The sequence below is a fragment of the Bullifex sp. genome, from assembly GCF_034103065.1.
In the GTDB taxonomy this organism is placed as follows: domain Bacteria; phylum Spirochaetota; class Spirochaetia; order Sphaerochaetales; family Sphaerochaetaceae; genus Bullifex.
Genome location: NZ_JAXEGN010000245.1, coordinates 1 through 14,155 on the forward strand (window position 1 = coordinate 1; position 14,155 = coordinate 14,155).

14 protein-coding genes are annotated in these 14,155 nt (G+C 37.8%); 1 reads left to right on the forward strand and 13 read right to left on the reverse strand.

All coding sequences use genetic code 11. From position 1 onward, the window contains the following. Positions 1–88: 88 nt before the first annotated feature. The gene (locus SOY52_RS09380) at positions 89–319 is read left to right on the forward strand and encodes a hypothetical protein (RefSeq protein ID WP_320848694.1); all 231 of its coding nucleotides are present in this window, start codon (positions 89–91) and stop codon (positions 317–319) included. 40 nt (positions 320–359) lie between these two features. Here SOY52_RS09380 and rnc read toward each other — a convergent pair whose 3' ends face one another. From rnc to yiaK, 13 genes are all read right to left on the reverse strand, one after another. Continuing rightward, positions 360–1,100, reverse strand: coding sequence for a ribonuclease III (gene rnc, locus SOY52_RS09385; RefSeq protein ID WP_320848695.1), 741 nt, complete (start codon positions 1,098–1,100; stop codon positions 360–362). A 2-nt stretch (positions 1,101–1,102) separates the two neighbouring features. After that, positions 1,103–1,345 (reverse strand): acyl carrier protein, encoded by a 243-nt coding sequence (acpP, locus tag SOY52_RS09390; RefSeq protein ID WP_320848696.1) that lies wholly within the window; start codon positions 1,343–1,345, stop codon positions 1,103–1,105. A gap of 11 nt (positions 1,346–1,356) precedes the next feature. After that, complete coding sequence (gene rpmF, locus SOY52_RS09395) at positions 1,357–1,542, reverse strand: 50S ribosomal protein L32 (protein WP_154424531.1); 186 nt, start codon at positions 1,540–1,542, stop codon at positions 1,357–1,359. 192 nt (positions 1,543–1,734) lie between these two features. Further along, positions 1,735–3,420 carry a biosynthetic-type acetolactate synthase large subunit gene (gene ilvB, locus SOY52_RS09400; RefSeq protein ID WP_320848697.1) on the reverse strand — a complete coding sequence of 562 codons (1,686 nt, stop codon included), beginning with the start codon at positions 3,418–3,420 and terminating at the stop codon, positions 1,735–1,737. A 1-nt stretch (position 3,421) separates the two neighbouring features. Then, positions 3,422–5,098 carry a dihydroxy-acid dehydratase gene (gene ilvD, locus SOY52_RS09405; RefSeq protein WP_320848698.1) on the reverse strand — a complete coding sequence of 559 codons (1,677 nt, stop codon included), beginning with the start codon at positions 5,096–5,098 and terminating at the stop codon, positions 3,422–3,424. Continuing rightward, entirely contained in the window at positions 5,095–6,162 is a 1,068-nt protein-coding gene (gene leuB / locus SOY52_RS09410) for a 3-isopropylmalate dehydrogenase (protein ID WP_320848699.1), read from the reverse strand. Before leuB ends, ilvD begins: the two co-directional genes overlap by 4 nt. Then, entirely contained in the window at positions 6,159–6,653 is a 495-nt protein-coding gene (gene leuD / locus SOY52_RS09415; protein WP_320848700.1) for a 3-isopropylmalate dehydratase small subunit, read from the reverse strand. Before leuD ends, leuB begins: the two co-directional genes overlap by 4 nt. 12 nt (positions 6,654–6,665) lie before the next feature. After that, positions 6,666–7,925 (reverse strand): 3-isopropylmalate dehydratase large subunit, encoded by a 1,260-nt coding sequence (gene leuC, locus SOY52_RS09420; RefSeq protein WP_320848701.1) that lies wholly within the window; start codon positions 7,923–7,925, stop codon positions 6,666–6,668. Between the two features lie 2 nt (positions 7,926–7,927). After that, on the reverse strand, positions 7,928–9,526 hold the full coding sequence (locus tag SOY52_RS09425) for a 2-isopropylmalate synthase (RefSeq protein ID WP_320848702.1): 1,599 nt from the start codon (positions 9,524–9,526) through the stop codon (positions 7,928–7,930). A 21-nt stretch (positions 9,527–9,547) separates the two neighbouring features. Further along, positions 9,548–10,540, reverse strand: coding sequence for a ketol-acid reductoisomerase (gene ilvC, locus SOY52_RS09430; RefSeq protein WP_320848703.1), 993 nt, complete (start codon positions 10,538–10,540; stop codon positions 9,548–9,550). A gap of 17 nt (positions 10,541–10,557) precedes the next feature. Continuing rightward, complete coding sequence (gene ilvN / locus SOY52_RS09435; protein WP_320848704.1) at positions 10,558–11,079, reverse strand: acetolactate synthase small subunit; 522 nt, start codon at positions 11,077–11,079, stop codon at positions 10,558–10,560. Positions 11,080–11,427: 348 nt separating this feature from the next. Next, positions 11,428–13,230 carry a bifunctional metallophosphatase/5'-nucleotidase gene (locus SOY52_RS09440; protein WP_320848705.1) on the reverse strand — a complete coding sequence of 601 codons (1,803 nt, stop codon included), beginning with the start codon at positions 13,228–13,230 and terminating at the stop codon, positions 11,428–11,430. Positions 13,231–13,295: 65 nt separating this feature from the next. Next, positions 13,296–14,155: 3-dehydro-L-gulonate 2-dehydrogenase (yiaK, locus tag SOY52_RS09445; RefSeq protein ID WP_320848706.1), on the reverse strand; the 860-nt coding region annotated here is incomplete at its 5' end.

Sequence of the window (14,155 nt, forward strand, 5' to 3'; positions counted from 1 at the left end):
CACAGGAGGCTTCTTAAGTTCTCCTGTTAAAAGAAAATAAGTTAATGGTTTTTGTGAAAAAACTATTGACCTTTTATAGGAGACAACAATGACTTATAAAACAACAGTAGAAGGTGAAGATCATGTATGTGATGCTGTACAACAGTATGCTGAGAAGTCTTATAATAATGGAAGGACTGAAGGTATTAGTATCGCTGTTAAAGCCTTATTAAATTTAGTTGGTAAAGGTATAATTACTATAGATGCTGCAGTTCTAGACTCTGGATTAAATAAAGATGAGTTTTATTCAATTGCTGAGACCTTAGGCTATAAGCTATAAATATTTAGTCAAATAAGGAGCAACCTCAAAAATTGCTCCTTTAATCACAAAGCCCAAGTTGCTTAAGAGCAAGATGAGCAGCATTTTGTTCTGCCATCTTCTTATTACTTCCTTCAGCCATTCCATAGCACTTTTGGCCTAAAAATACCTTTACATAGAATTTTTGGTCATGATTAGGACCTTCAACATGGTCTAATAGATATTCAGGAACCTTATTCTTTTTCTTTTGAAAGTAAATTTGTAATAAACTCTTGTAATCCTTATTTAGATTTCTACCCTCTAAGACCTTAGCTACTTGGTCTTTGATAAAAGAAAGGATAAAAGATTTTGCACATTCAAAGCCCTTATCAAGGTAAATTGCAGCAATAATTGCTTCCATACAGTCGGCAAGGATGGCTTTTTTCTGTCTCCCTTGATGCATTTCCTCTCCTTTACTTAAAAGTAAATAATCAGAAACTGAAAGCTTTATTGCGACCTCGTTTAAGCTCTCCTCAGAAACAACAGTTGCTTTAATGCGCGAAAAATCACCTTCCTTCAAAACTGGAAGGTTTTCAAAAAGATACTCAGCAGTAACCATACCAAGTATACTATCTCCAAGAAACTCTAATCTCTCATTATTATCAACATCACCAAATACTTCATTTGCATAAGAAGTATGAGTAAAAGCAAGATTAAGAAGTCTTAGCTCAGAGAAATGGATATTTATTTTGTCTTGAAAAACAGAAAGCTCCTCAATTCGCTTCTGATTAAGCTGAGGAGCCTTTAGATAGTACTTTTCCACGATCAGCCAAGCTGTTCTGCTAGGAAATTAACAGCGTCACCAACTGTTTCAAACTCAGTTGCCATATCATCAGGAATAGTTACGCCTAATTCCTCTTCAATAGCATATACGAGTTCATAAGTGTCAAGACTGTCAGCCCCAAGATCCTTTCTGAATGATGCAGAAGGAACTACCTTAGCTGGGTCTACAGAAAGCTTTTCAGCAACGAGATCTTTAACTTTTGCAAGAACCTGATCTTGTGTCATTTTAATTCTCCTTATTCAGCATCCTTCTCGATGACCTGCTTACCGTTGTAGTAACCACACTTAGGACAAACCTGGTGTGATGGAACAAGGTTTCCACATGTCTGGCAAGGAGAAAGAGTTGGAGCTGCAAGCTTCATGTTAGCAGCCTTGCGTGATGCTGCCTTAGATTTAGATGTTTTATACTTTGGAGTTGCCATTATTTTAACCTCTCTAGTTTATTTCCGTGATAAGACACTTTAACGATATTACCAATATCAAAGATATTCGTCAATACCATGCAAATTCTTATTACTGAAAAAATTCTGCTAACACATATCAATATTAACAGAATTATAAATTATGTCAATAAAAAAATATTAGGCTACCTAACACAAGATAGCCTAAAGACTTCAATTTTCCTCGTTATCAATAAAGCCCATCATATCATTTATTGATGCACCAGGAGCTACCATTGGTAATACCTTATCATCAATTGGGATTTCGCAATCTACAACAACGCCTTCACCAAGCTCAAAAGCTGACTTTAATACTGCAAGTGCATCATCATCGGCCTTTAATCTCATACCCTTAACACCATATGCATTTGCTAGCATTACCCAATCGAGTGGGGTATCAAGAGTGGTTTCACTGTAGTGCTTTTGGAAAAAGAGGTTCTGCCACTGTCTAACCATACCTAAGCAATGGTTATTGAAAACTAAAATCACTATTGGAAGCTTATAGCGAGCAATTGTTGCAAGTTCATTGCAGTTCATTCTAAAAGAACCATCTCCCGCAACATTTACTACCCTAGCCTCTGGATTAGCGACCTGTGATCCAATTGCAGCGCCTGTACCAAATCCCATTGTTCCAAGGCCACCAGAAGTTAAGAAATGTCTTGGCTTATTGTGCTTTAGATACTGTGCAGCCCACATCTGGTGCTGACCTACCTCAGTTGCAACAAAAGCATCTTTTTCCTCTGAAAGAACCTTATCAAGAGCTCTTAAAATTTCACGAGGACGTTTTGATTCAAGAGTAACCTTCATTGGGAATCTTCTCTTTAAATCAGCTACCCTCTCCATCCAGTCTTTGTGATCTCTCTTATCAAGTCTTGAATTTAGAATAGTTAAAATCTCTTTAACATCACCAATTACATGACTATCTGAAACAATGTTCTTATCAAACTCAGCGGGATCAATATCAAGTTGTAATATTTTTGCTTGAGTTGCAAATGTTGTACCCTTACTAATTACACGGTCTGAAAAACGTGCACCAATTACAATTAATAAGTCACATGAGTTAATAAGAAGGTTACTGACCTTAGTTCCATGCATTCCAACCATGCCAGTGAAGCGTTCATTCTTACTTGGAACTGCACCTAGTCCCATTAAAGAAGAACAAACTGGTGCATCAATTTTCTCAATAAAATCGAGTAGCTCACTAGATGCATCTGATCTGATTACACCACCACCGATATAGCACATAGGACGGTCTGATGCAGCAATCAAATTAATTGCCTTCTCAATATCATCATCCCTAAGTCTAGAGGTACTTCTCTTAATTGGTTCAATTTCAACCTTTTCATAATCGATTAAGTCCTGCTGTATATTCTTAGGAATATCGACTAAAACAGGACCTGGACGACCTTCTTTTGCAATCCTAAATGCTTCTCTAAGTGTTGATGCAAGCTCATTTTTATCTTTAACGATGTAGTTATGCTTTGTAATAGGCATAGTCACACCTGTGATATCAACCTCTTGGAAGCTATCTCTACCAAGTAGATTTACAGGTACGTTACCTGTAATTGCTACAACTGGAGATGAATCCATATATGCAGTAGCAAGACCTGTTACAAGATTTGTTGCACCAGGACCAGAGGTAGCAATACAAACACCTACCTTACCAGTTGAACGAGCGTATCCATCTGCTGCATGGCTAGCACCCTGTTCATGCGCTGTAAGGATGTGTTTAATTCTATCACGATTAAGATAAAGAGCATCATATAGAGGAATTACTTGACCGCCTGGATAACCAAAAACGCGGTCAACTCCCTGTTCGCATAGACATTCAATTATTAACTGAGCACCTGTGATTTGCAATTTAATTCTCCTTAAAGATTGCGCCCATATTTGCTGATGTTACTCTCTGGGCATAGCGTGCAAGATAGCCTGTATTAATCTTAGCTTGATAAGGCTTTAAGTTATTTCTTCTCTCTGCTAAAACCTCATCACTTACTAAAAGCTCAAGGACTCCCTTATTAATATCTATATGAATCTCATCTCCATCCTCAACTAAAGCAATAGTTCCACCTAAAGCTGCTTCAGGAGATACGTGACCAATAGAAGCACCACGAGTAGCGCCAGAGAATCTACCATCTGTAATTAATGCAACTTCTTTATCAAGTCCCATTCCGGCAATTGCAGATGTAGGAGAAAGCATTTCTCTCATACCTGGACCACCTTTTGGTCCCTCGTATCTAATTACAACAACATCACCAGATACAATTTTACCTGAGAAAATTGCTTGGATAGCTTCTTCTTCGCTGTTGTAAACCTTTGCCTTACCTGTATGCTCAAGCATCTCAGGAGCAACTGCTGAACGCTTAACAACAGCACCATCTGGAGCTAAGTTACCACGAAGAACTGCGATACCACCAGTTGTTGAATATGGATTATCAATTGGTCTAATAACCTCAGGATCATAGTTTTGAGCCTCATCAAAACTTTCTCCAATTGTATGACAAGTAACTGTTAATAAATCTCTCTTTAAGAGGTTTTTCTTATCAAGCTCCTTCATTACAGCCATTACACCACCAGCAAGGTTTAAATCCTCAATGTGATCTTTTCCTGCAGGAGCTAAGTGACAAAGATTAGGAACCTGTGCAGAAATTTCATTTGCCTTGAAAATATCAATCTTAAAGCCCGCTTCATGAGCAAGTGCTGGAAGATGAAGCATTGTATTAGTTGAACAGCCAAGAGCCATATCAACTTTTAATGCATTTTCAAAGGCATCTGGAGTCATGATATCACGAATTCTAATATTCTTTTCTAAGAGCTCCATAATTTTATATCCACTCTCTTTAGCTAAACGCTCACGAGCTGAATATACACATGGGATTGTACCATTACCTGGAAGAGCAGCACCAATTGCTTCGCAAAGGCAGTTCATACTATTTGCAGTATACATACCAGAGCATGAACCACAAGAAGGACAAACACTGTTTTCCCATCTTAGGAGCTCTGCATCATCCATATTTCCAGCAGCATGCTTACCAACTGCTTCAAACATGCTTGAAAGGCTCATACCTCTCTTATCACCACCTGGTAAGTGTCCTGCAAGCATTGCACCACCTGAGACAACAATTGTAGGAAGATTTAATCTTAAAGCTGCCATTAGCATACCAGGAACGATCTTATCACAGTTTGGAACAAGTACAAGAGCATCAAATGGATGAGCTGTAGCCATTACCTCTATTGAATCAGCAATTAGCTCACGAGATGCAAGAGAGTATTTCATTCCTGTGTGTCCCATTGCGATACCATCACAAACACCGATAACAGGGAAGGTAACAGGGTTACCACCAGCTTCTCTGACACCAGCTTTTACTGCATCAACGATACGATTTAGCTGAACATGTCCTGGAATAATCTCATTGTAACCAGATACTATACCAATCATTGGCATATTAATTTCTTTATCTGTCCAACCTAATGCCTTCATAAGGCTTCTATGAGGAGCTCTTTCAGGCCCCTGAGACATTACATCACTTCTTTTCATTTTAATCTCTCCACAATAGCATCACCCATACCGATAGTACCAGTTTTAATCATGCCATCAGTATATATATCAGGAGTTCTATATCCATCTTCAAGCGCTTGGTATACAGCCTTCTCAATTGCATCAGCTTCAGGAGAAAGATTAAATGTATATCTTAGCATCATTGAAACAGATAAAATTGTTGCAATAGGGTTAGCTATATCTAGTCCAGCGATATCTGGTGCAGATCCGTGAATCGGCTCATACATACCAAAGCTATCCTCTCTCAAAGAAGCTGAAGGTAGCATTCCAATAGAACCTGTAATCATACTTGCTTCATCAGAAAGAATATCACCAAACATATTTTCAGTTAGAATAACATCAAATTGGTGTGGATTTTTTACTAGCTGCATTGAAGCGTTATCAACATAAAGATGATCAAGTGTACACTCAGGGTATTCCTTTTTAACTTCTTCAGTTGTAGCTCTCCAAAGTCTACTAGTTTCAAGTACGTTTGCTTTATCAACACTAGTTACCTTTGAATTTCTCTTTTTTGCAATCTCAAAAGCCTTTCTAGCAATTCTTTCAATTTCTGGTTTTGAGTAGCTCATGATATCATAAGCAGAATTACAATCCTCACTCTTACCTTTTTTACCAAAGTAAATACCACCAGTTAATTCACGAACTACCATGATATCTAAGCCATCTCCAATTATATCAGATCGGAGAGGACAAGCACTTTTTAATTGCTTATAAAGTATTGCAGGTCTTAAATTACAAAATAAGCCAAGACCACTTCTAAGTCCTAAAAGAGCCTTCTCTGGTCTATTTGAGGATTCAACATTATCCCACTTCGGACCACCTACTGCACCAAGAAGAACAGCATCACTTTTCTTACAAGTCTCTAATGTTTCGCTTGGAAGAGAAACACCATACTTATCAATGGCAGCACCACCAGCTAATACAGTTTCATAACTTACACTGTGACCATAAAGTTCACAAACTTTATCTAATACCTTAATGGCTTGATTAACAATATCTGGGCCAATTCCATCACCTGGAACTACTGCAATTTTTAAATTCATAACTCTGCCTCCTTAGCCATGTATGGAGCAAGTCCACCTGCAGCAATTAAACTCTGCATAAACGGAGGAAATGGCTCTGCTTGATATTCTTCACCCTTTGTAAGGTTTTTAATTAATCCACTATCAAAGTCAACCTCAACCTCATCTCCACTCTCAATGTGGTCACAAGCCTCCTCACACTCTAAGATAGCAAGCCCAATATTAATTGAATTTCTATAGAAAATGCGAGCAAAAGAACGTGCAATAACACAACCTATTCCACTTGTCTTTATTGCAAGAGGAGCATGCTCACGACTTGATCCACAGCCAAAGTTCTTATCTGCTACGATGATATCGCCCTTTTTAACATTTTTAACAAATTCCTTATCGATATCCTCCATGCAGTGTAAAGCAAGCTCTTCTGCATTACTAGTATTTAAATAGCGTGCTGGGATGATAACATCTGTATCAACATTATCTTTATATCTGAATACTTTACCTTTAGTCTTCATCTCATTTTCTCCTTAAAGTGTATTAGGATCTGTAATATATCCAGTTACAGCACTTGCAGCTGCTACATGTGGAGATGCTAGGTATACTTCACTCTCAACATGCCCCATTCTTCCTACAAAGTTTCTATTTGTTGTTGAAATTGCTCTTTCACCAGCAGCAAGAATACCCATATAACCGCCAAGACATGGACCACATGTAGGAGTTGATATTACACATCCTGCATCGAGGAAGATATCAAATAACCCCTCATGCATTGCCTGACGATATATTTTTTGTGTTGCCGGAATAATTATTGCTCTTACAGACTTATCAACATGGCGACCTTTTAGAATTTCTGCCGCAGCTCTTAAATCTGAAATTCTTCCATTAGTACAAGAGCCAATAACTACTTGGTCAATCTTTACTTTTGGCATATTGCTAAATGTCTTTGTATTAGAAGGAAGATGAGGGAATGATACGGTGCTTTCAAGCTTTGATAAATCTATTTCAATAACATCATCATATTGTGCATCACTATCACTTTCAAAAATAACAGGAGTAGCAGCACCTGCTTCATTTAAGTACTCTATAGTCTTATCATCAACTGCAAAGATACCATTTTTAGCTCCTGCTTCAATTGCCATATTACAAATTGTAAATCTATCATCCATTGAAAGAGAGCTAACACCTTCACCTGTAAATTCCATACTCTTATAAAGAGCACCATCAACACCAATTAATCCAATAATGTGTAAAATTAAATCTTTACCTGTAACATACTTTTTTAGCTTGCCCTTTAAAACAAACTTAATTGATGAAGGAACCTTAAACCAAGCCTTGCCAGTTGCCATTCCACATGCCATATCAGTTGAACCAACACCTGTTGAGAAGGCTCCAAGGGCACCATAAGTACAAGTATGGCTATCAGCACCAATAACTACATCACCTGCTGTTACAAGTCCTTTTTCAGGGAGAAGTGCATGTTCAATACCAGCCTCTCCTACCTCAAAATAGTTAGTAATATTATGTTCATTAGCAAAGCAACGTACACACTTACATTGCTCTGCAGCTTTAATATCTTTGTTAGGAGCGAAGTGATCAGGGACCATTGCTACCTTATCTTTATCAAATACTGTTTTCTTACCAAATTTTGGAAACTCTTTTATAGCAACAGGACTTGTAATATCGTTTCCAAGTACCATGGACAAATTTGCCATGATTAATTGACCTGGGTGAACGCTATCTAATCCTGCAGCTTTAGCTAAGATCTTCTCAGTAATGGTCATCTGCATCTTCACTTCTCCTCTGTTTTATCAGTGTGTCCCATGAGCATATCGTTTTCAAAACTCATCTTCATAGCGCTCTCACCAGTTCTCATACCTGTGACTGAATCATCAAGCATCTTATTAACTGCATTGAGACAAGCCAAAATACTTGCTTCAATAACGTCTGTTGAAACACCTCTACCACGGAATACGCCATTATTATCACTAATTTTTACCAATACTTCCCCGAGGGCGTCCCTATGTTCCGTAACTGCTTGAAGCTGATAATCTTCTAAGCTAAATGGGTGTCTAATAATTTTTTCTACAGTTCTTAATGCAGCGTATACAGGACCTGTACCTGCTGCAACCTCTTGATAGAGTTTCTCACCTTTTCTCAAGGTAATACATGCTGTAGCAGTCATGTGATTACCACTGTTAACAACAAAGTTTTCAAGTGTCCAAAGCTGGCTCTTAACATCCTCTGTTGATTCAACTAATGCAATAATATCTCTATCTGAAATAGTTTTCTTTCTATCTGTGAGCTTTTTGAACTCTGCAAATAAACGATCAATATCTTCCTTAGGAAGCTCATAACCAAGTTCAACTAGTTTTTTAGTAAATGCATGCTGGCCAGAGTGCTTACCAAGAACTAAATTAGTTTGAGTAAGACCAACACTTTCAGGTGTCATAATTTCATAGGTTTTACTATTAGCCATAACACCATGCTGGTGAATACCTGATTCATGGGCAAAAGCATTTTGACCTACAATTGCCTTAGAAGGGTTAATCTTTACACCAGTTGTTGATGAAAGCAGTCTTGCAGAACGAGTAATCTCAGTTGTAACTATGTTATTTTGATATGGATATAAATCAGGACGAGTATGCATAAGCATTGCAAGCTCTTCCATAGCTGCATTACCAGCTCTTTCACCAATACCACAAAGAGTACACTCAATCTGTCTTGCACCTGCAACTACACCTGCCATTGAGTTAGAAACTGCTAGGCCAAGGTCATTATGACAGTGCATTGAAAGAATTGCTTTATCAACGTTTGGAACGTTGTTTTTTACATATGAGACCATGTTAGCAATCTCAGCAGGTGTTGAATAACCTACTGTATCAGGAAGGTTAACTGTTGTTGCACCCTCCTTAATAGCAAGTTCAACAACACGACACATATAGTCCAAATCTGTTCTTGTTGCATCCTCTAAGCTGAATTCTACATTTGAACAGAGAGAAGCTGCATAGCGAACATTATCTCTAATTCTTTCAAGAGCCTCTTCTCTAGACATCTTAAGCTTATACTGAAGATGAAGATCACTAGTTGCTAAGAATAAGTGGATTCTTGGACTTTCTGCTTTTTTTACAGCATCGTATGCTGCATCGATATCTTTTTTAAGTGCACGAGCAAGAGAAGCAACAGTACAGTTTTTAACTGCGCTAGCAATTGCTGTCACACTCTCTTTATCACCAGGAGATGAGATGGCAAAACCAGCCTCAATGATATCTACTCCTAGGGCTTCGAGTTGCTTAGCGATTTTGATCTTCTCTTCCAAGTTCATGGAGTAACCTGGAGCCTGTTCACCATCTCTGAGCGTTGTATCGAAAAAATAGACTCTATCTGCCATCTCAATTCTCCTAAAATTTAATTATTTCTTAAGCCAACTCATGAGGCTTCTGAGGCGAGCACCTGTTGTCTCTAAAAGGCTCTCAGCTTCAATTCTCTTACGTGCATTGAAGTATGGTCTACCAACCATGTTTTCAAGTAACCAATTGCGAGCAAAAGTACCTTCCTGGATGTCTTTAAGAACTTCCTTCATAGCCTTCTTTGTATCATCTGTGATGATCTTTGGTCCTGTGATGTAGTCACCGTATTCAGCTGTATCGGAGATAGAATATCTCATATATGCAAGACCACCCTGGTTGATGAGGTCAACGATGAGCTTCATTTCGTGACAGCACTCAAAGTATGCCATTTCTGGCTGATAACCAGCTTCAACAAGAGTATCAAAACCTGCCTTAATTAAAGCTGTAACACCACCACAAAGTACTGCCTGTTCACCAAAGAGGTCTGTCTCTGTCTCTTCTTTGAAGGAAGTAACAAATACACCTGCTCTACCAGCACCAATACCACAAGCATATGCAAGAGCAATCTGCTCTGAGTCTCCAGATGGGTCCTGGTGTACTGCGATTAATGAAGGAACACCCTTACCTTCCTGGAACTGACTTCTTACTGTATGACCTGGGCCCTTAGGAGCAATCATAATAACGTTAACATCTGCTGGTGGCTTAATTTGGCCAAAATGAATGTTAAAGCCATGTGCAAATGCAAGATACTTACCCTTTGAAAGACCTGGTTCAATTGATTCCTTATAAAGCTTAGCCTGCTTTTCATCATTGATTAAAATCATGATGATATCACCTACTTTTGCTGCTTCAGCTGCTGTCATTACCTTTAAACCAGCTTCTTCAGCCTTTGCCCAACTCTTTGATCCCTCGTAGAGACCTACGACAACATCAACACCGCTCTCGTGCAGGTTAAGGGCATGTGCGTGTCCCTGGCTGCCGTAACCGATGATAGCAACTGTCTTACCCTTAAGTAAGTCCAGATTTCCGTCCTGTTCATAATACATTTTGCTCATATCATCCTCCATGAGTATCAATTTTCAAATTCTATTTCACTTAATGCTCTAGAACCTCGTTCAAGAGCAGTAGTTCCTGTTCTAACAAGCTCTACAATTCCGTAAGGCTTAATAAGGGAGAAGAAGGAATCAAGCTTATCGCTAGTTCCTGTAATCTGCATTGTTACAGTTTGAGGTGTAACATCAATTATCTTGGCCTTGAAAATATCTCCAATTTCAACGATGTGTGATCTAGTCTCTTCATCTGCCTTTACCTTAACAAGTACAAGCTCTCTCTGAAGTGATCCACCTTGAGTCATCTCATAAACTCTAATGACATCAAAAAGCTTTTCAACCTGTCTTTTAATTTGTTCGATAATGAGTGCATCACATGTAACAACAATTGTGATACGGCTGATTAATGGATTCTCTGTTTCACTTACAGAAAGAGAATCAATGTTATAGCCACGGCGAGAAAAAAGACCGACAACACGCATAAGAACACCTGCTTTGTTATTAACAAGTATTGCAAGAGTCGTTCGTCTCTTTATGTCTTCCATCAAGACCTCCTATCTAAAAAAATAACCCGTGATTCTTTTCAACCACGGGCTACAACAAAAAAGAACTAAGCCTGTGGTTTAGTTTCTAAGTAGCACTACGATAATAAGAGAAATAAGAGCAATCAAAGGAAGTGGCTTTTTAATATTTGCATTTCTGAAACCTGTCATCTTTGACCTCCTTTAATCTCTAAACTTGATAACACGTTTTTACAACTTTTTATAAAAGAAAGTCAATGTGTTATGCAAAGAAATGTATTTTTTTTCATTTATTATTCAAATTATAACAATTTACTTAAATGATATAAAAAAAGGCCACAGCTAAATAAACTGTGACCATAAAAGAAAATATTATTTAATTATCTTCCAAGTAGAATCATATCCATGAGCTACATTATCACTTGGGGATACAACACCCATAGCTTTTACATACTCACCAATTTGTGTTGGAACAGGTGCTCTATCAGAGCCAAGGAACTGGCTAGCTGTCCAGAAACAATCAGCTTCGCTCTTACCTGTTGCTTCAGCAAAACCATAGCCACCTGAGAGTCTGTAAGAGTTCAAAGCAACCTTAACTGAACTAATTTGTCTTACATCAACGCCATTAATTTCTGCCTTAACAAGCTTAGAGTCATTTTCCTTAGATGGATCAATTTCATAGTCAACACCGTAGAAGGTATCAAGGCCATAAATTGATACACCCTCTCCCATTGCAACCTTTCCATCTTTAATACAATACATATTTGCAACACTATTCATCCAGTTATAAAGCTCTTGCCCTGTAAGCTCTACTGCACATAAAAGGTTATTGGAGTATCTATAAAGTTTTGAAAGTTCAAGAGTTGAAATTGTATCTCCATCTGATGGTACAAAACTCAAATTTCTATTTGCATCGGTACCAAATACAGGAGAAGCAAATGAAACAGTTGCACCTTCGACACCTTCACTTTGCCATGTGCACCAAATTTGTGCCTTATGAATAAAATCCATTAAAGCAGTTTGAGAAAGAATCATATCATTATTGCTCTTGCCCTCTGCTTCTGCTTTAACACTATTCCAACCGTTATCAAAGCTTCCAATTGGAGCACTTGCCCAAGCATAAGTATCATTATACCACTCATCCATCATAGCACTAAGTGTCTCATCCGGATTTACGCTATCAAGATTAGTTAAATTTGATTCAATGTTAAGACCAGTAACCTTACCTTTTTCAAAACTAATTGTAAGAATAGACTCTGTTAAAGCCTTTCCTCCACCATTAACAATTGAAATATCCTTACCTTCACAATTCTTTGTGATTGTAATATTTGGCTGATGGTCATGACCACAAATAATTAAATCAACACCACTAGTTGCTTGAGCAGCCATTAAAGTTTGGCTTTCTAAGCTAAACTCATCGGCCTTTCCAAGTCCGCTATGAACAGCAACAATTACAATATCTGCTTTCTCTTTATTTCTTACAACACTGACCCATTTACTAATTTCATTAGCAAGAAGCCCTTCTGGATTTTCAAGAGATGAGAATGTTAAATTTGGATAGTTAGTTGCTAAATCCCAGTTAGCATTAGCAGCATTACCAAGGCCAATTACTGCAACCTTAGCTTTTAAGCCATCATCAAATTTAAAGTTAAAGATTTCATACGGCTGGTAGTAAGGACTTCCTGATTTAGCCTTATTACCAAGTACATCTACTCCATCCTCAAGAAGTGTAACATTACCACTTAAACAGCTAATTCCATTATTTTGGGCAAATAATACTTGAGTATCTCTCTGCTTAGGAACAAAGTTAAATTCATGGTTACCCATTGTCCATACATCATAGCCGATATATGAGAGTGCACTTACCATAGGATTAATTTCATCCATTTTATAGTTAATAGCATATTGAGCCATTAAAGTACCTTGGATTGTATCACCATTGTCAATTACAATCATGTTACTACCAAAATTCTCTCTGACCTCATTAACTCTAGTAGCAACTCTAGGCATTGACGCTAAATCATCTTTACCTGTTGCTACATCTTTGCTGGCAGCTCTTCCATGCATATCAGTTGTTGACAGCACAGCAATTGAGTGACTAGCAGGACCCATTTCTACACTTGCACAAGAAAAGAGCAAGAGTAGAGATAAAGCAAGTAATAATACCTTTTTCATAAAAAATTCCTCTTAGCTATTAGAGTATATCAATAAGTTTATTAATTCAATCTGCCCCCCAATCATTAAAGATTGCAAATCCTGTTATATACATCATCAGTAATTTCTATTCCTTCAGTTAAACTTTTTTGTCTAATTTTTAGTAGATTTTCACTAGGATATCTAACCTCACTACTACTATCTACAGGTCTACAATTCTTTATCTGGGCAACAATTCTTGAAATAGTTTCATCTGAAATTGTTTTATTATCTACCTTAAGAACAATAAATATTTGTGAGAGATTTGTTTCAGTTTCTGGGGTATTTCCTTGATTTTTAATATCAGGTACACAGTAACCTCCTGAAATAGAGCTTACAATCATATCCATTAAGATAGATAAACTTGAGCCTTTCCAAAAACCCATCGGAAGAACTCTTCCTGTTTTAGTTATTTCCTTTGGATCATTTGATAGCTTTCCTTCTTCATCAAAGCCTCCAGGAACAGATAGCTTTTTATCTGCTATCATAGCCTTTTCTAAAGCACCATAAGAAAACTGAGACATAGCACCATCATAAAGTACATAGCTATCATGATAGGGAACAGCCATTACCAATGGGTTATTTCCAATTGCATTATCAAGAGCTCCCCATGGAGCCATGTTAGCAATGGTATTTGTCCAGCAAATTGCAGCATAACCTTTTTCTGCCGCTTGTGCTCCAAATGCTCCTCCCCTCATCCAATGGTTTGTATGAGTAAGTGCAACACATCCAATTCCATAATTACTTGCAAGATTACACGCTCTTTCAGTCATATCCTCTGCATTAGTGTTACCAAGACCTGAATTTCCATCCCAAACCTCTAAAGCGCCTAAGCTTTTTACTAAAGTTGGTCTATTAGCTGGCTTTACTACACCACTATCAATCATCTTGATTAAGCGTTCAAAAC